The sequence below is a fragment of the uncultured Phyllobacterium sp. genome (genome assembly GCF_902479695.1).
Classification (GTDB): Bacteria; Pseudomonadota; Alphaproteobacteria; order Rhizobiales; family Rhizobiaceae; genus Phyllobacterium; species Phyllobacterium calauticae.
Genome location: NZ_CABSQF010000020.1, coordinates 1 through 16,904, shown reverse-complemented (window position 1 = coordinate 16,904; position 16,904 = coordinate 1). Strand labels below are relative to the sequence as shown.

Here is a 16,904-nt window from a genome sequence, read left to right as displayed (position 1 = left end):
CCAAGGCATTTCCCGTTGTGTAAAGGAACGAATGATGACAACGAACGAGCAGATACCGGTCAAGGAGATGGAAGTCGCGGCCACGATCAAGGCGCTGAATGCCGCACTGTCTGAAGCGGGTGTAGAGGCCGACAAGATCATCTCGATCCATTTCGTCCTGGGGGTCAAGGCAACGGTTGGACAGCCGGTCGAAGACAGGTACCGGGTCCATTACCGCAGCTGAATGAACGGCATGGGACGAAGCGGGAAACATGACGGCTTGATTGTGACAAACGCCTTTGGCAAGTGAGCGTCGCTTGAGCAACCCAAGCATGGGGTCCAGTGCGTGCCTGCCTTCGCCCGGCGCTGCACTGGGCCTCGCCACAGGCGCATCCGCGCGCCGGCGGACATGCTGTCCCCGAGGCCGGACTGCATCTCAGTTTCGCCTCAGGTTCGGATAATCTTCTGCTCAGGTTCTCGTGTTATCACCCGCACGTTGTCACCTTCGGGCAACGGAGGCTCGGCATCTCATCACCCCCCGATGCCCCTTGCCGGGCCTCACCCGAAGGATACGCGTACCGCGCAACATGAAGTTTGCGTCGCCCGCACGCCGACATCCGGCTTTACCCTAAATTGCAGATTGTGACGGATTGGAACCAGGCGTTGAATGCGCTATGGGGTATGAATGAAGCTCATTCAAATCGCCGCCTGGCTGCTGTTCGCAGCCATACTTTTCATCACTGTCGACCCCATCAGCCTGCGGCCGGAGAGCGGCTTGCCGGTCAATGTCGAGCGCTTTGCAGCTTTTGCCGTGCTTGGCTTCGTCTTTGCGGCGGCCTATCCGCGGCGGTGGCTGCTCATCCTGTTTTTGGTGGTTGGCGCGGCTTTCGGTTTCGAGCTGGCACAGATGCTTGCCCCAACCCGGCATGCCCGGCTGCTCGATGCCGTGGTGAAGGCGGCCGGCGGAACCTTCGGGGTTGCCGCAAGCACGCTCTTCCTGCGCCTTTTGCGCTAAGGGGATTCGACCTGCCATTCGCCAACGGCAAGCCCCGGAAGCATTTTACCTGCGGCGGGCCGTCTGGAAGCGGATATCGCCCGCAGCGGCCAAAAGGATAATATCGTCGCCCAGCGACCATTCTGCCGCCCGCGCGGCCAACCGTGCGGGAACAGCCTCTGAATTGCCCGGACCAGCCGGCACATCGTAGGTTGCGTGGCCATCATGGGAAAGGATCACCGCAAATCCCTTTTCCAGCGCGGCTCGCGCCGTCGCCGCCAGGCACATTTCCGACAGCATGCCGCAGATCGCCATCGACCGGACGCCATGCGCCCGGAGCTGATTCTCGAGCCCGGTGCCATCGAAGCCATTATCTCTGGACTTGCGGATCACCGCTTCGCGCGCCTCCGGCGGAAAGAACAATTGCCAGCCATCGGTATTCGGCGCGTCAACCGCGCCGGCAGGACCGTCATTCTGCAGGAAGACAACCGGCACCTTGGCCGCGCGCGCATTCTCGAGAAGCCTTTTCACCGCACCCTGAAGCTGGACGCAATCCGGGACGGCTTCGGCTCCCGTGATGAAGGCATTTTGCACATCGACGATCACCAGGGCGTGGGCAGTTATCTCATCTTTTGTAAACGCCAAGTCTCCACCCTCCTCCGTCCGCAGCGCCAACCGATACGACAGTCCCGCGCCGAGGTTTATTCACTGTTTCGTGTACGGCCAGCCCGGCATTTGAACACCGGATATATTCCAAACCACCCGGAATCATTGCATATATTAGGTCTCTCAAAAAAAGTCATAAGACATGAGGGGTGTGGAACATGCGAACAAGAATTAAGTTTCTGGGACGACAGAGCTGCAAGGAAAAAATCATCGTTCAGGCGGAGGAGCGGAGTCGCGCTGCTGAGATGAATTTTCAGGATTGCACGGTCGATGTACCGGCGCTCGTCAGGCGTATACGACGAAAGGCGAGAATTAAACTTCTGACAGCGCACAGATAATCCGAATTTCGGATGTGGCTTTCACCCATGCGCGCCTTGCGGCTGGCTGCAGCCATTGTTGAATGGCGTATCAATTGCGCTCAGAATCAGCCACAACCAAGCTGCCCGCAAGGGCAAGGCGCGACTGCTATCAACTTAAGGATAGGGTCGGGCGGGCTGATTGACGTCTCACCCGCTGCCACGAACGGACGTGGCCGCCTCCAGACTCATGCCGGGCGGTCAGGCACGGGAAACAGCAGATCCACCAGACCGCCGGACGCCACGCAGCTGACGGAAATACCAAGCGAAAACCTGATAATATTTACAAGCCCTATCACAATTTTGTTACAATAGCATGATATGCTTATACTTTAAAGTATTCATACTGATTATACTTGATATTAACCCTGTGTTAACTTATAGTTGCAAATCCGCAACAATAAAAATCCCATCGCTCCCGGCATTAAAGATTTGTAATTTGACATTTGACTCTACGACCAAAGTCGCAGAATACCGAATTGTCACTACCAATCTCATGGAGAGCAACAATGAACATTAAGAGCCTGCTACTCGGCTCCGCTGCAGCTCTGGTTGCAGTAACTGGCGCGCGCGCTGCTGACGCAGTTGTCGTCGCCGAACCTGAAGCTGTCGAATACGTTCGCGTTTGCGATGCATACGGCAAGGGCTTCTTCTACATTCCTGGCACCGAGACCTGCCTGAAGATCGGCGGCTATGTCCGTTACGACGCCAAGGGCGGCGACAGCGTATACACCGGCGGCCATGTCAGCGGCATCAAGGGCTCAGACGGCCTGAACGAAGACACCTATTACAAGCGCACACGCGCCACAGTTCGTTTCGACGCCCGTTCGGAAACAGAACTCGGCACACTGCGTTCGTACATTGAAACACGTTTCAACTACACGAACGGTTCCAACAGCGGTGGCCTCATTCCTAACGCGTTCATCGAACTCGGCGGTTTCCGCATCGGTGTTGCTGACGAACTGTTCGGTTCGTGGACCGGTTATGCCGGTAGCGTCATCAACGACGACGTGATCAACTATCAGTCCGGCACGTCCAACCAGGTTAGCTACACGTTCGCAGCTGGCAATGGCTTCTCGGCCATGATCGGTGCTGAACAGGGCGAATCCGAATCCGACAACGACGGCGCTTCGCACGACTACCGCATCAACGATTACATGCCGCATGTAGTCGGCGGTGTGAAGTACGAGCAGGGTTGGGGCGGTATCTCGGCTGTTGCTGGTTATGACTCGGTTATCGAAGAATGGGCCGGTAAGGTTCGTTTGGACGTCAAGTTCACCGACACTGTCAAGGCATTCGTCATGGGTGGCTATCAGTCGAACTTCGACGATAACTACGCGCATGCACGCAGCCTGAACTGGTTCGGCCGCTGGGAAGGCGACTGGGCTGTTTGGGGTGGCCTGTCCGCCAAGGTTACGGATAAGGCAACTGTCAATGCACAGGTTGCATACGAATCCGAAGGCACCGTTGCTGGTACTTTGAACGTTGCTTACGAGCTCGTTCCTGGCTTCACAGTTACGCCAGAAATCAGCTACACCAAGTTCGATGGTCATCGTAAGGATCAGTCGATCCTCAACGGCGGCAACGACGATGCATTCGGTGGCATGATCCGCTTCCAGCGCAACTTCTAATCCTTAACAGGATTTGAAGATGTATCCGGGGCCCGTCCCCGGATACTCAGGCCTTGGCCCAACAAACATATGAATTGTGTTTGGCAATGGAGAAGGACTGCATTGCTGAACTGCGATGATGAGATCTCCAGTCACGTCATTTTTTGAAACGGTGGGCTTCGCGGCTCACCGTTTTTTACATGTGCAGCGTTGCGCGCGCTGCACGCCGGCCGGATCGACATGTTGTGATTTGGAAACCGGCGCGTTTCCCGCTATATTCCGCCCTGGAATGCAGGAGGTTACGGATATGCGTGATCTTGATTTCTTGCTTGCAGTCATTGTGATTATCTTGCTGGCGTACCAGGCGAAACCGTCGCACCGGGTGTAAACGGCAAGAGTTGACTGACCTCTCCATAGAATGATCCAGGCAAGGATCGACTGTCCGTCGTATGATCCGGGAATATCCGTATACGAACCACAGCATTGGGCTTCCGGCATGGGCCGGGAGCGGAACGTCGTCAGGGAGCGAATGAACTATGGGAGAAGCGATTCTTCACACGCCGCACCATGCACAGCCTGCATCGCCCAAAACGATGCAAAAGGTGAGCAAACAAATTCCTAAAACTGCCTGTGACCCGACAAAACTCTCTTCAATCCTGCGATTGGCCAAAGGCGGATTCAGCCACCGGCGCTTCAAGCATGACACCAAGTAGGTTTTGACCGGAGAAACAAAAAGCCCGTTATCGGAACGCCGATAACGGGCATGCGGGGGTGTCCGCCGGAGCAGCGTTTGCCGCTGTCTTATTTTGGCAGGAGAACCTTGTCGATCACGTGAATGACGCCGTTCGACTGCTTGACATCAGCGATCGAGACATGAGCGACGTTGCCCTTCTCATCCTTGATCGAGATTTTGCCGCCCTTTTCGCTGACGGTCAGAATGCAACCACCGACCGTCTTTACCTTGTGCGAGCCGCCATCGTCCTTGATCATCTTCTTGATCGTCATGGACATGGCGTCAGCAGCCACCACATGGCAGGTGAGAACCTTGGTGAGCGTCGCCTTGTTCTCTGGTTTCAAAAGCGTCTCGACAGTGCCTTTTGGCAGCTTGGCGAAGGCTTCGTTGGTTGGCGCGAATACCGTGAACGGTCCCTTGCCCTGAAGCGTTTCGACAAGACCGGCCGCCTTGACTGCGGCGACAAGTGTTGTGTGGTCCTTGGAGTTGACCGCATTCTCGATGATATTCTTGTTGGCATACATCGGTGCGCCGCCAACCATCGGGTTGTCCTTTGCCAATGCTGCTCCGCTCAGTGCTGTAACCGCCAAAAATCCGGCGAAAATACCTGCAGTCAATTTACCCATTGTATTGCTCCGCGTTTGCCTCCCCTTCCTGGGGAATGCAAACAAGAACGAGGGCTTGACCGGGAAAGTTTCCGGCAGGTGCATTTATTATTTTTCCGGGCGCTGACATTCGAACAAAACCCGAGGGGAACCTAAGCGGCCCCTGCCCGTTATAGGCTTGTCATGCACAGGAGCAGATAAAGAATGGCAATATTTTCCAAAACCACCGATGATATCCAGGACGATGTCGAGGCTCAGATCGCAGCCTTGCGCAAGGAAGTGTCGAAACTCACGGCCAATCTCGCCGACATGGGCGGCGAAAAGCTGGACGATGTGAAACGCGTTGCCACCAACCAGGTGCGCTATGCCGCCGATGCGGCCAAGGAAAACCCGCTGGCAACCCTTGCTATCGTGGCGGGCGCAGCCCTGCTCATCGGGCTTGTTTCAAGACGCTAACGAAGGGTGATGGCCATGGACAGTGCTGAACCAAGCCGTAACGATGAGGATCGCGCACGTTTGCAGCGCGAAATCGAAGATCTGAAGCGCGATCTGGCGGCGCTGACGCAGTCGCTCGCCGACAAAGGCGTGCAACTGCTCGATGATCTCGAAGGCGATGATTCCTCGGCCTTTGACGCCATCAAGGACGGCGGACGGCGGGCAGCACATGCTGTCGGCCATCAGGCCCGCAAAATCGGCGGTATCCAGACGCAGAATTCCGTGTCGACGCTGATGGTCATTGCAGGCCTCGGCATCGTCATCGGTATGCTGGCCCGTTGAATCAGTTCCAAATTTTTTCAAAATATTTTGGAACTTTTGGCGGATGGCGGCGTTTTCACAATACTGGTCCCCCAACCAGCTAGGCTGAACCCCACAGCCAACCCCAAATCCCAGCTTTCACTCCCCGTGGAAGCTGGGTTTTTTTATTGGCGGGAGCGCGGTGCGTGGTTCGACAAGCTCACCATGAGAGAATTCATTTGATTGCAAGGCCAATCGGATACGTTGCAGCATATGGCTCCCCGCAATCCTCAACCTCCCTCATGGTGAGCTTGTCGAACCACGAACAACCTATTTGCCAGCCTGCAACTCTGCAGCGAATTGCGCGGTGAACCTAGCGGACCTGATCCAGCAGGCGCTTGCATTCCAAGAGGTCGAAAAGCGTTTCCTGCAGCAGGGTCCGGTTGTCCTTTGACAGCCGCTTGCCGTCGGCAGCCACCGGCCCGTCATCGTCGCCCTTGATCAGGCCAAAGAGACGCCGGCCATGGGACGATGATTTCGGCGATCCCATGACGGCGGCTTCTTCCGCCGCGTCGGCGCGTTCCTGCTCGGCGGAATGTGCTTCCTCTTCGCGAACGGCCGCCTGCTTCTGCTGGCTGATGGCTTCGGCGGCAGCGGTGTCGCCGCTGCCGAGCGCGATGATGAACTGCGCGCCATTTTCCCGCAAAAGCCGCTGCACGCCCTTGATCGTATAGCCCTGATCATACAGCAGATGGCGGATGCCCTTGAGCAGATCGACATCGAGCGGGCGATAATATCGTCGTCCGCCGCCGCGCTTCATAGGCTTGATATGGGTAAAACGCGTTTCCCAAAAACGCAGAACATGCTGGGGAAGATCGAGATCTTCAGCAACTTCACTGATGGTTCTAAAAGCGTCGGGACTCTTGTCCATGTTTTCACCCTTTCAGGAGAAAATCTGATTCGACGCCCATTTCAGCGGTTTATCAAGTGGTTTTCAAGTACAACGCGAGATTGCCCCACAGCAATCTCGCCCAGGGAGCCAAAGCGCCCTGCATAAATCCGCTATGCAGATTTCTTCTTGCGTGCCTGATGCGAGCGCAAAATGCGCTGTTTGAGCACATTGGACGCCTTGAACGTCATGACCCGGCGAGGCAAAATGGGCACCTCTTCACCCGTTTTCGGGTTGCGGCCGATGCGTTCGTTCTTGTCCCGGACCTGAAACGTGGCGAACGATGACAATTTGACCGTTTCGCCACGAACAATGGCATCACATACTTCATCGAGAATGGTTTCGACGAGTGAAGCTGACTCCGTGCGTGAAAGCCCTACCTTGCGATAGACTGCTTCGGCCAGATCAGCGCGCGTAATGGTCTTACCCCCCATACGATCTCTAAGCTCTCGTTTGTTGCAAAACTATCAAGGTGGAAGCGGAAGTTATAGGATCAAATCCGATAGGGCAAGCAGGTAAAACAGTTGATAAAACAAACTGCTGACCCAACCGGACCATCACCACCGTAGCAGAACTGCACCCCACGTAAAGCCCCCGCCCATGGCTTCAAGAAGGACAAGATCGCCCTGCTTGATCCGCCCGTCGGCAACCGCTGTCGCCAGGGCCAGCGGGACGGACGCCGCGGAGGTATTGCCATGCTGGTCAACCGTAATGACCACCTTTTCCTCGGCAAGGTTCAATTTCTTGGCTGATGCGTCGATGATGCGCTTGTTGGCCTGGTGCGGAACGAACCAGTCGACATCCTCGGCCGTGATCCCGGCCTCCGAGAACGAGGCTTCGATGACGTCGGTGATCATGCCGACCGCATGCTTGAAAACCTCGCGGCCCTCCATGCGCAGGTGTCCGACCGTCTGGGTGCTGGATGGTCCGCCATCCACATACAACTTCTGCTTGTGCGAACCGTCGGACCGCAGGTTGGCGGTGAGGATGCCGCGATCGGATGTCAGGCCGCGTCCCTCACTGCCCTCGAGCACGACGGCACCGGCGCCATCGCCGAACAGGACGCACGTCGTGCGGTCATTCCAGTCGAGAAGGCGCGAGAATGTCTCCGAACCGATGACCAGAACGCGCTTGGCCATGCCGCCGCGAATGTAGAGGTCGGCAGTGCTGATGGCATAGACGAAGCCGGAGCAGACCGCCTGCATGTCGAAGGCAAAGCCATGGGTCATGCCGAGGCGTGCCTGGATGTCGACGGCGGAGGCCGGGAACGTATTGTCGGGCGTCGAAGTCGCCAGAATGATCAGGTCGATGTCGTCCGGCGTCATGCCGGCATTGTCGAGCGCTGCGCGTGCTGCTGCCTCGCCCAGCGAAGCGGTTGTTTCGCCCTCGCCTGCGATATAGCGCTGACGGATGCCCGTCCGCTGCACGATCCACTCGTCGCTGGTTTCGACAATGCCTTCCAGATCGGCGTTCTTGACCAGGCGCGCCGGTTTGGCCGCCCCTACACCTCTAACAACGGACCGGATCATTTATTTTTCCTACGCCTGTGGTTCTATTTCAGCTTCTGAATCATTTTCGGTCTCGCCCTGAAAAGCGACCCCGACCGGGCTTTTGTGAAAATGGCTCAGATCCGAGGCAATTTTGCTCAAGAGCTTGTTGCGCGCCATATCATAGCCGACATCGACGGCGGACGCGAAGCCCAGCGCATCGGTTCCGCCATGGCTCTTGATGACAACACCATTGAGCCCGAGAAACACGCCGCCATTGATCTTGCGCGGGTCCATTTTCTCCCGCAGATGATTGAATGCACCCCTGGCGAAGAGATAGCCGATCTTGGCCATCAATGTGCGGCCCATGGCATCGCGCAGATACTGCGCGAACTGCTTGGCCGTCCCCTCCGCCGTCTTCAGGGCGATGTTTCCGGTAAACCCTTCGGTGACCACCACATCGACGGTGCCCTTGCCGATGTCGTCGCCTTCGACGAAGCCGTAATATTCAAGGCTTGGCAAGGGAATCTCGCGCAAAATGCGCGCCGCATCCTTGACGTCGTCCTGTCCCTTGATTTCTTCCACCCCGACATTGAGCAGGCCGATCGTCGGGCGTTCGATCTCGAACAGCGACCGGGCCATGGCGGCGCCCATGACGGCATAGTCGACCAGCTGCTGCGCGTCGGCACCGATGGTCGCGCCGATATCGAGCACGATGCTCTCACCGCGCAATGTCGGCCAGATGCCGGCAATGGCCGGGCGTTCCACATTGGCCATGGTGCGCAGGCAGAATTTCGACATGGCCATCAGCGCGCCGGTATTGCCCGCCGATACGCAGACATCCGCCTCGCCTGTTTTCACCGCCTCGATGGAGCGCCACATGGATGACTTCCAGCGGCCGTTGCGCAAGGCCTGGCTGGGTTTTTCGTCCATACGCACCGACACGTCGCAGTGGTGGAATGTCGAGCTCGCAAGCGTGGGATGACGGTCGAGAACCGGCCTTACCTCTTCCTCACGACCGAAGATCACAAACCGGATATCAGGATGGCGCTCCAGCGCCGTTGCCAGACCGGGAATGACGATCTCAGGACCGAAATCACCGCCCATGGCATCAATGGAAATTCTGATCACTCTCGATTGTCCTGTTCAGTGAGTATGCTTGCTGGGTTTATCAATTGCTCAAAGACTCGGCGAAAATAGTCAATTTCCGTCGCTGTACAACCGGAATCTGCCGGACCTCCGGCACATGGACTGGAATCATTGTGAAAAACACTGCCCCTTTTTGGGTATTTTCCGTTGTTATAGCCCATCAGGGCAGTATTTCGATAGTCAGCCTCAGGAAATCGTCACAATCAAGGCTTCTGTTTCCAGTCCTTGAGGCCGGCAAACGGACTGACAGGCTTTTCCGCTGTTTCGTCATCACCGAAGACAACCTCGATGGGCGTATCCGATACGCCCTCCTTGCGGGGGTATGGATCAATGGCCAGCTCGAAAAACTCCTCGGCTATGGCACCGGCATCCAGCGTATCGCCGGAAAATGTCTCCGGAATATCGGGACCGTCGGCGCTGATGATCAGCTCGCCGTTCTCATCGAGCGGCAAACGTGCCAGCTTGGAGTTCTCCGGCACGAACAGCGTATCCACTTCCGCATTGACGACCGCATCGACAGGATCCGACGTGACGACACAGGACTGCACGATCCGGGCCTTCACCACGCCGCGCACGCGTATGCCGTCCTTCTTCCAGGGAACAATCTGCAGATCGGCCTTGAACGACGTTACATCCTGCAATTCGTGAAAGTCCCGCAGCGCTATGCGCTCGCGCTCGTCCGCTTCGATCTTGACGGTCAGTCCCTTCTGCGGAAGCCGTTTGACCGAGACCGGGAAACTGAGTGCGCCATCGATATTTCTTGTCATTTTGCTCCCCTTCCTAATTCTGCAGGGTTTCTGCACCGGCGCTGGCGTCCGGAAAGGCCAGCTGCCCGCGGGCTATATCTTCATCCGACTGGTTTTCCAGGAACAACGCCGCTTGGATGGTGTATCCGGCCAGCGCGGAGGCGCCTGTCCATTCGCTGGTGTCAGGGCGGACATTGCGGGCCAGTGCGGCCGCCAGGGCCGGATGGTCGTTGGTCTGGAGCGCCTTGTCATAGGACTCCACCCGGCCATAGAACATGCGCGCCAGTTTTTTCATCCGCTTCGGGATACCGGAGTCGCCGATCCCAAGCTCCCGCAGCGAGTGATCCACGTCCCGGAAGAATTCATCCGTCACTTCCTGTCCGATCATCTTGAGGGCTGGTGTCCTGCCCTTTATCCGGCGCATGAAAAGAAAAACGTGCAAAGATACCATTTCATAGCGTCCGAGCGGCGAATCCGGCACATCAATGTCAGAATAGAGGTATGGCTGCCGCGCCGCCGCCACGATCACATCGTAGAGGGCTGTGGTAATCGCCTCATTTGCTTTGGCCTTACGGCTGAATAAATTGAGAATCATATATGTGCTTTCACTTGGGTCGGGCCGCAACACGAGTCGCCGGTTGCATCGGACTTCAAGGTGGTTTACCGAAGTTCTGCGGGCAGCGAAAGACGTGGCCCCACTATTGAAATGGAGATGTCGTTGTTGCAGCGGATTTTCAAGGCCGATCGTTCCCGGGAATATCTTCTCGCCGGAGCTCTGTTTTTTGTCGTAGGGCTTGCCGGCTGTAATACCGCCAACCTCAATCCATCCGAAACATTGTCGGAAGGTTATATTCTCGACGAGAAGGCGCTGGCGTTCGTTCCGGTCGGGTCCAGCCGCGAGCAGGTCATCCTGTCGCTTGGCAGCCCGTCTTCGACGGCAACGTTCGACAACGAAGTCTTCTATTACATTTCCCAGAAGCGCAAACGCAGCGTCGCCTTCATGCAGCCGAAGGTGACCGACCGTCGCATTCTTGCGGTTTATTTCGACCAGAAAAGCAAGGTCGCCAGCATTTCCAATTACGGATTGCAGGACGGCAAGGTTTTCGACTTCATCTCCCGCACCACGCCGACCGGCGGCAAGGACCTTTCGTTCCTCGGCCAGCTGCTTGCGGGCGTTGGCAAGGCACCCGGTTCCATTGGTGCAGGCGGACCTCCCGGTCAGTAATTCCTGCGCTGAAAACAAAAAACCCGCGAAACCGGATTTCGCGGGTTTTTCTTTGACGTGACGGGCGCTTATCCGTGCGCAAGCACCGCCAGCAGCAGCAAGGCCACGATGTTGGTGATCTTGATCGCCGGATTGACCGCAGGGCCAGCCGTGTCCTTGTAGGGATCGCCAACCGTATCGCCGGTCACGGAAGCCTTGTGGGCATCCGATCCCTTCATGTGACGAACGCCATCCTTGTCGACAAAGCCGTCTTCAAAGGACTTTTTGGCATTGTCCCAGGCACCGCCGCCGGATGTCATCGAAATGGCAACGAAAATGCCATTGATGATCACGCCGAGAAGCGAAGCACCGAGCGCGGCAAAGGCCGAGGCTTTTGAACCGGAAATCAGCAGCACGCCGAAATAGACGACGAGCGGTGCCAGAACCGGCAGCAGCGACGGCACGACCATTTCCTTGATGGCGGCGCGGGTGAGAATATCCACCGCCCGCGCATAGTCCGGACGCTCCGTACCGGCCATGATGCCCGGCTTTTCACGGAACTGCCTGCGCACCTCTTCCACCACGGAACCTGCTGCCCGGCCAACGGCCGTCATCGCGATACCGCCGAAGAGGTAGGGGATGAGACCGCCGAAGATCAGACCGGCGACAACGTAGGGATTGGACAGTTCGAACGATACGGCGCCCATTCCCTTGAAATAGGAGAAGGCCGTCGAACCATCCTTGTTCGCTTCGCTGATGAAGAACTGCAGGTCGTTGGAATAGGCGGCAAACAGCACCAGCGCGCCCAAACCGGCCGAACCGATGGCATAGCCCTTGGTCACGGCTTTCGTCGTGTTGCCAACGGCATCCAGCGCGTCGGTGGACTTGCGCACGTCCGGATCAAGCCCGGCCATTTCCGCGATACCGCCGGCATTGTCCGTCACCGGACCGAAGGCATCGAGCGCAACGATCATGCCGGCAATGCCGAGCATGGCGGTAACGGCGATGCCGGTGCCGAACAGCCCGGCAAGCTGGTAGGTCGAGATGATGCCGCCGACGATGACCAGGGCGGGCAGCGCCGTCGATTCAAGCGACACGGCCAGACCCTGGATGACGTTGGTGCCGTGACCGGTGACCGATGCCTGGGCAATCGAATTGACGGGGCGCTTGCCGGTGCCGGTGTAGTACTCGGTAATCACCACGATCAACCCCGTCACCACAAGCCCGACCAGGCCACAGTAGAAGAGATTGATGCCGGTGATCGATTTACCCGCAACAATACCCACCTCGCCCCAGCCGACAGTCATCGACGTGGCAAGGGCAAGACCGGCAATCGACAGAAGACCCGTCACGATGAGGCCCTTGTAGAGCGCCCCCATGATCGAGTTGTTCGCACCGAGCTTGACGAAGAACGTCCCGGCAATCGAGGTGATGATGCAGGCGCCGCAGATCGCCAAGGGATAAAGCATGACCGTGCTCAGGACGGGCGTTGCGGCAAAGAAGATGGCACCCAGAACCATGGTGGCAACAATGGTCACCGCATAGGTTTCGAAAAGGTCGGCGGCCATGCCGGCGCAGTCGCCGACATTGTCGCCCACATTGTCGGCGATGGTTGCCGGGTTGCGCGGGTCATCTTCGGGAATTCCGGCTTCGACCTTGCCGACGAGATCGCCGCCGACGTCGGCACCCTTGGTGAAGATGCCACCGCCAAGACGGGCGAAGATGGAAATAAGCGACGCACCGAACCCGAGGGAGACAAGCGCGTCAATGACAACACGGTCCGCAGGCAGATGGCCCATCGGGCCCGTGAGGATGTAATAATAGACCGAGACACCCAAAAGGGCGAGACCGGCCACGAGCATGCCGGTGATCGCACCGGATTTGAACGCGATCTCGAGACCGGCGGCGAGACTGCGGGACGATGCCTGCGCCGTGCGCACATTGGCACGGACGGAAACATGCATGCCGATGAAACCGGCAAGTCCCGACAAGACGGCACCGATCATGAAGCCGACTGCCGCGGTGGAAGACAAGAGGTACCAGACTGCTAGAAAGACAACGACGCCAACCATGGCGATCGTGGTATACTGACGTGTGAGATAGGCCTGTGCACCTTCGCGAATTGCACCGGCGATTTCTTGCATGCGCGCATTGCCCTGGTCCGCTGCGAGCACCGATTGGGTAGCCCAGAAAGCGTAAACGACAGACAGCAGACCGCAGGCGATGACGAGAAACAGTATAGTCATGCCACTCCCTCAGATTTTGACCCGAAAAATACCCCTCCCCAGGTCAGGTTCGGTACGGCACGCAAAATCTGCCAGGCCGGCAGAAACGCGACCGTATGTACTAGGAGTAACGAAGCGGATGCGAAAAGGTCAAGGCCTTTCGCTGAGGCGGCTCAGGGTTGGGATAGACCGATCTGATTCAGCAGGTTTGGCGCATTGTGTTCTGGCTGGCGCGTGGTTCGACAAGCGCACCACGCACCACGCCTAAGGCGGGTGTCCGCCATTTTCAATGAAGGGACGTCAGCCGCGCGGGTTCTTCGCGCCGCGGCTTTCACCGCGCAATTCGAAGGCCAGACGGTCGAGCACGGCATTCACCAGTTTGGGTTCGTCTTCCGTGTAGAAGGCCTTGGCGATGTCGATATATTCCGAAACGATAACCGCCGTCGGCACATCGGGACGGTTCTTCAGTTCCCAGATACCGGCGCGCAGGATCGCCCGCAGCGTGGAATCGAGCCGTGACAGCGGCCAGTCTTCGGTCAGGGCCTGACGGATCATCGGGTCGAGGGATGTCTGCTCGGCAACCACACCGGCGACAATGGCACGGAACCATTGCGGATCGGCATCCAGATACTGCGTACCGTCGACTTCCTTGCCGAGACGGTGCGCTTCATATTCCGCCACCACCTCGATCACGCCGGTTCCGGCAACGTCCATCTGGTACAGTGCCTGCACCGCCGCCAGGCGGGCAACGCCGCGCTTGTTGGCGGGCTTTACAGCGGGACTTTCCCCATCTTTGGAAGCAGGCATCCGGTCAGGCTCCGAGTTTTTCCTTGAGGGCAATCATGGTCAAGGCAGCGCGCGCTGCAAAGCCACCCTTGTCCTTGTCCTCGCGGCGGGCACGGGCCCAGGCCTGCTCTTCGTTCTCGACGGTGAGAATGCCATTGCCGATGGCAATGCTTTCATCCACCGCAAGCTCCATCAGAGCACGGCAGGATTCATTGGCAACGATATCGAAATGATAGGTTTCGCCGCGAATGACCGTACCAAGCGCCACGAAGCCATCATACTCCGTTCCGCCGTCTTCCGCTGCATCGAGGGCAAAGGAAATGGCGGCAGGCACTTCAAGCGCGCCGGGAACGGTCACGACATCATAGGTTGCCTTGCCTTCATCGAGCGCCAGTTTGGCACCGTTCAGCAGGGCATCCGACAGATCGTCGTAGAATCGCGCTTCCACGATCAACAGATGGGGCGCATGCGCCTTTTTTTTGGACATGGAAAACTCCAGAACTCAATGGGGGTGGCGAAGATGCTCCGCCTCTGCGTGTGGTCCTAGGCTGATTTCGGATATTCTGCAAGCCGTGCAGCGTATCTCGCCATCTGATCGATCTCGATATTCACCTTGTCACCGGCCTTGCGGTCACCCCAGGTGGTGACTTCAAGCGAATGGCGGATCAACAGGACGTCGAATTCATTGCCATTGACGGCATTGACCGTCAGCGACGTGCCGTCGAGCGCCACGGAGCCTTTCGGCGCGATGAACCGCGCCAGTTCTTCCGGCACCCGCAGCGTGAAGCGGACGGCATCTCCCTCATCCTCGCGCTTGACGATCTCGGCCATGGCATCGATATGGCCGGAGACAAGGTGCCCGCCCATCTCGTCGCCCAGCTTCAGCGAGCGTTCCAGGTTGATGCGCGTGCCGTTCTTCCAGTTGGCAATGCTGGTCAGGCGCAAAGCCTCTTCCCAGGCTTCCACCTCGAACCAGCGGGCATTCGAACCCTTTTCCGGCAGTGTCACGACGGTCAGGCACACGCCTGAACAGGAGATGGAGGCGCCGATCTCGATCGTCTGCGGATCGTAATTGGTCTCCACGCGCAGAAGCACGCCTTCATTGAGCGGCTTGACCTGACCAATCTTGCCGATATCCGTTACAATTCCCGTAAACATGCATAGTTCCTCAGATGGGTCTTACGTATTCGCGATAGTGATCGTCACCGAAGCGGTCATCCCGCGACAGCGTGAAGTCACGAGCGATATGGGAAGAAAGTTCTGGTACTGCAAGACCGCCGTCCGATCCGATTGCCAGCGGGCCTTCAAAAAGCGCAATGCGGTCAACGAGATCGTCCTGCAGAAGCGCAGACGCGACGGCAGCACCGCCCTCCACCATCAGCGTGGCGATGCCCTGCGCCGCCAGATCGTCGAGCAGTTCCGGCAGCGCGGTTGCGCCGCAGTCGGTTTCGGTCGCGAGCATACGGCAGCCCGCCGCGACCAGCGCCTGGCGCTTGGCCGGATCGGCCTGGGCGCTGGCGGCAATCCACAGGGGAACGCTACCCGCCGATTGCACCAGCTTGCTGTCCAGCGGCAGACGCAGCCGGCTGTCGAGCACGACGCGCACCGGCGAGCGGTTTTCCAGCCCCGGCAGCCGGCAGGTCAAGACGGGGTCATCGGCCAGCGCCGTGCCGATTCCCACGAGAATGGCGTCGGATTCAGCCCGCATCAGGTGCACCTGCGCCCGCGCGACCGGGCCGGTGATGGCAATCTGGCCCGTGCCGTGCCTGCCGATGTAGCCATCGGCGGAAAGTGCAAGTTTCAGAGTCACTTCCGGGCGTTTCTTTGAAGATCGAATCAGGTAACCGGCGAGATAATCGGCGGCTTCGGCCGCCAGAACGCCGGTCACCACCTCGATGCCGCCATTGCGCAGGATGGCATAGCCCCTGCCCGCCACCCGGTCATCCGGGTCATTGGCGGCGGCAATGACCCGGCTGACACCCGCCGTGACCAGTGCATCGGCACAGGGCGGCGTCTTGCCGTGATGGGCGCAGGGTTCGAGCGTGACATAGGCCGTAGCGCCCCTCGCCCGGTCGCCAGCCTCGGCGAGGGCCTGGGTTTCCGCATGCGGCCGCCCGCCGATGGCGGTCACGCCGCGCCCGGCAATGACACCATCCTTGTCGACAATCAGCGTGGCGACGGACGGGTTTGTTCCCGTCAGCCCCTGATGGCTGCGCGACAGACGAATGGCCGCAGCCATGTAGCGCCGGTCAAGCGCACTCTGCTCCGATGGGTTCATACGGTTCACTCATCCTCGACCGGATCGGACGCAACATCGCCAGCGGTGATTTCGTCGATCACATTGTGGAAATCCTTGGCCTCGCGGAAATTGCGGTAGACCGAGGCGAAGCGGATGTAGGCGATGTCGTCGATGCCTTTCAGCGCATCCATGACCAGCCGGCCGATTTCGTCGGAGCTGACCTCCGGTTCGCCGGAGCTTTCGAGCTGGCGGACAATGCCCGACACCGCGCGCTCCACCCGTTCCGGATCGACCTGCCGCTTGCGCAGTGCGACTTCAACCGAACGCATCAGCTTGTCGCGGTCGAAAGCCACCTTGCGACCACTCTTCTTGATCACGCTGAGATCGCGCAACTGCACGCGCTCGAAGGTGGTGAAGCGCCCGCCGCACACGGTACAGATG

The 16,904-nt window shown here is 58.3% G+C and carries 20 protein-coding genes; 6 read left to right on the top strand and 14 right to left on the bottom strand.

Annotated features, from left to right (window positions below):
• Nucleotides 1-34 precede the first annotated feature (34 nt).
• Nucleotides 35-223: a hypothetical protein gene (locus RDL77_RS13690; RefSeq protein ID WP_223615732.1), complete on the top strand. Its 189-nt coding sequence runs from the start codon at nucleotides 35-37 to the stop codon at nucleotides 221-223.
• A gap of 441 nt (nucleotides 224-664) precedes the next feature.
• Nucleotides 665-994: a VanZ family protein gene (locus RDL77_RS13685; protein WP_288193321.1), complete on the top strand. Its 330-nt coding sequence runs from the start codon at nucleotides 665-667 to the stop codon at nucleotides 992-994.
• 45 nt (nucleotides 995-1,039) lie between these two features.
• On the opposite strand, the gene RDL77_RS13680 is transcribed toward RDL77_RS13685, so the two are convergent.
• Nucleotides 1,040-1,618: an isochorismatase family protein gene (locus RDL77_RS13680; RefSeq protein ID WP_288193319.1), complete on the bottom strand. Its 579-nt coding sequence runs from the start codon at nucleotides 1,616-1,618 to the stop codon at nucleotides 1,040-1,042.
• 886 nt (nucleotides 1,619-2,504) lie between these two features.
• Between RDL77_RS13680 and RDL77_RS13675 the strand changes: the two genes are divergently transcribed.
• The gene (locus RDL77_RS13675) at nucleotides 2,505-3,626 is read left to right on the top strand and encodes a porin (RefSeq protein WP_288193318.1); all 1,122 of its coding nucleotides are present in this window, start codon (nucleotides 2,505-2,507) and stop codon (nucleotides 3,624-3,626) included.
• 780 nt (nucleotides 3,627-4,406) lie between these two features.
• Here the strand turns inward: RDL77_RS13675 and RDL77_RS13670 are convergent.
• Nucleotides 4,407-4,964 carry a fasciclin domain-containing protein gene (locus RDL77_RS13670; protein WP_223615728.1) on the bottom strand — a complete coding sequence of 186 codons (558 nt, stop codon included), beginning with the start codon at nucleotides 4,962-4,964 and terminating at the stop codon, nucleotides 4,407-4,409.
• A gap of 183 nt (nucleotides 4,965-5,147) precedes the next feature.
• Between RDL77_RS13670 and RDL77_RS13665 the strand changes: the two genes are divergently transcribed.
• Together RDL77_RS13665 and RDL77_RS13660 are read left to right on the top strand one after the other, a co-directional pair.
• A complete protein-coding gene (locus tag RDL77_RS13665; protein WP_223615727.1) occupies nucleotides 5,148-5,399 on the top strand; it encodes a DUF883 C-terminal domain-containing protein in 252 nt (83 codons plus the stop codon).
• Between the two features lie 15 nt (nucleotides 5,400-5,414).
• Nucleotides 5,415-5,720: a hypothetical protein gene (locus RDL77_RS13660; protein WP_288193316.1), complete on the top strand. Its 306-nt coding sequence runs from the start codon at nucleotides 5,415-5,417 to the stop codon at nucleotides 5,718-5,720.
• Between the two features lie 331 nt (nucleotides 5,721-6,051).
• Here RDL77_RS13660 and RDL77_RS13655 read toward each other — a convergent pair whose 3' ends face one another.
• From RDL77_RS13655 to RDL77_RS13630, 6 genes are all read right to left on the bottom strand, one after another.
• On the bottom strand, nucleotides 6,052-6,609 hold the full coding sequence (locus tag RDL77_RS13655; protein ID WP_223615725.1) for a MerR family transcriptional regulator: 558 nt from the start codon (nucleotides 6,607-6,609) through the stop codon (nucleotides 6,052-6,054).
• 131 nt (nucleotides 6,610-6,740) lie between these two features.
• On the bottom strand, nucleotides 6,741-7,061 hold the full coding sequence (locus RDL77_RS13650) for an integration host factor subunit alpha (RefSeq protein ID WP_091883889.1): 321 nt from the start codon (nucleotides 7,059-7,061) through the stop codon (nucleotides 6,741-6,743).
• A 123-nt stretch (nucleotides 7,062-7,184) separates the two neighbouring features.
• A complete protein-coding gene (locus RDL77_RS13645; protein ID WP_288193314.1) occupies nucleotides 7,185-8,156 on the bottom strand; it encodes a beta-ketoacyl-ACP synthase III in 972 nt (323 codons plus the stop codon).
• A 9-nt stretch (nucleotides 8,157-8,165) separates the two neighbouring features.
• Nucleotides 8,166-9,245, bottom strand: coding sequence for a phosphate acyltransferase PlsX (gene plsX / locus RDL77_RS13640; RefSeq protein ID WP_223615724.1), 1,080 nt, complete (start codon nucleotides 9,243-9,245; stop codon nucleotides 8,166-8,168).
• A gap of 221 nt (nucleotides 9,246-9,466) precedes the next feature.
• Nucleotides 9,467-10,030: a DUF177 domain-containing protein gene (locus RDL77_RS13635; RefSeq protein WP_223615723.1), complete on the bottom strand. Its 564-nt coding sequence runs from the start codon at nucleotides 10,028-10,030 to the stop codon at nucleotides 9,467-9,469.
• Between the two features lie 13 nt (nucleotides 10,031-10,043).
• On the bottom strand, nucleotides 10,044-10,604 hold the full coding sequence (locus tag RDL77_RS13630) for a ubiquinol-cytochrome C chaperone family protein (RefSeq protein ID WP_288193387.1): 561 nt from the start codon (nucleotides 10,602-10,604) through the stop codon (nucleotides 10,044-10,046).
• A 123-nt stretch (nucleotides 10,605-10,727) separates the two neighbouring features.
• Here RDL77_RS13630 and RDL77_RS13625 point away from each other — a divergent pair, with 123 nt between their 5' ends.
• Entirely contained in the window at nucleotides 10,728-11,234 is a 507-nt protein-coding gene (locus RDL77_RS13625; protein WP_223615774.1) for an outer membrane protein assembly factor BamE, read from the top strand.
• Between the two features lie 68 nt (nucleotides 11,235-11,302).
• On the opposite strand, the gene RDL77_RS13620 is transcribed toward RDL77_RS13625, so the two are convergent.
• The 6 genes from RDL77_RS13620 to RDL77_RS13595 all read right to left on the bottom strand — a co-directional run bounded on the left by RDL77_RS13620 (nucleotide 11,303) and on the right by RDL77_RS13595 (nucleotide 16,903).
• Nucleotides 11,303-13,459 (bottom strand): sodium-translocating pyrophosphatase, encoded by a 2,157-nt coding sequence (locus RDL77_RS13620; RefSeq protein ID WP_223615722.1) that lies wholly within the window; start codon nucleotides 13,457-13,459, stop codon nucleotides 11,303-11,305.
• 279 nt (nucleotides 13,460-13,738) lie between these two features.
• Nucleotides 13,739-14,245, bottom strand: coding sequence for a transcription antitermination factor NusB (gene nusB / locus RDL77_RS13615; RefSeq protein WP_223615721.1), 507 nt, complete (start codon nucleotides 14,243-14,245; stop codon nucleotides 13,739-13,741).
• A gap of 4 nt (nucleotides 14,246-14,249) precedes the next feature.
• Nucleotides 14,250-14,711, bottom strand: a complete 462-nt coding sequence (gene ribH / locus RDL77_RS13610; RefSeq protein WP_091883905.1) for a 6,7-dimethyl-8-ribityllumazine synthase — start codon at nucleotides 14,709-14,711, stop codon at nucleotides 14,250-14,252.
• Between the two features lie 56 nt (nucleotides 14,712-14,767).
• Nucleotides 14,768-15,382 carry a riboflavin synthase gene (locus tag RDL77_RS13605; RefSeq protein WP_223615720.1) on the bottom strand — a complete coding sequence of 205 codons (615 nt, stop codon included), beginning with the start codon at nucleotides 15,380-15,382 and terminating at the stop codon, nucleotides 14,768-14,770.
• Between the two features lie 10 nt (nucleotides 15,383-15,392).
• The gene (gene ribD, locus RDL77_RS13600) at nucleotides 15,393-16,502 is read right to left on the bottom strand and encodes a bifunctional diaminohydroxyphosphoribosylaminopyrimidine deaminase/5-amino-6-(5-phosphoribosylamino)uracil reductase RibD (RefSeq protein WP_288193311.1); all 1,110 of its coding nucleotides are present in this window, start codon (nucleotides 16,500-16,502) and stop codon (nucleotides 15,393-15,395) included.
• A gap of 5 nt (nucleotides 16,503-16,507) precedes the next feature.
• On the bottom strand, nucleotides 16,508-16,903 hold the full coding sequence (locus RDL77_RS13595) for a transcriptional regulator NrdR (RefSeq protein ID WP_288193310.1): 396 nt from the start codon (nucleotides 16,901-16,903) through the stop codon (nucleotides 16,508-16,510).
• Between the last annotated feature and the right edge of the window lies 1 nt (nucleotide 16,904).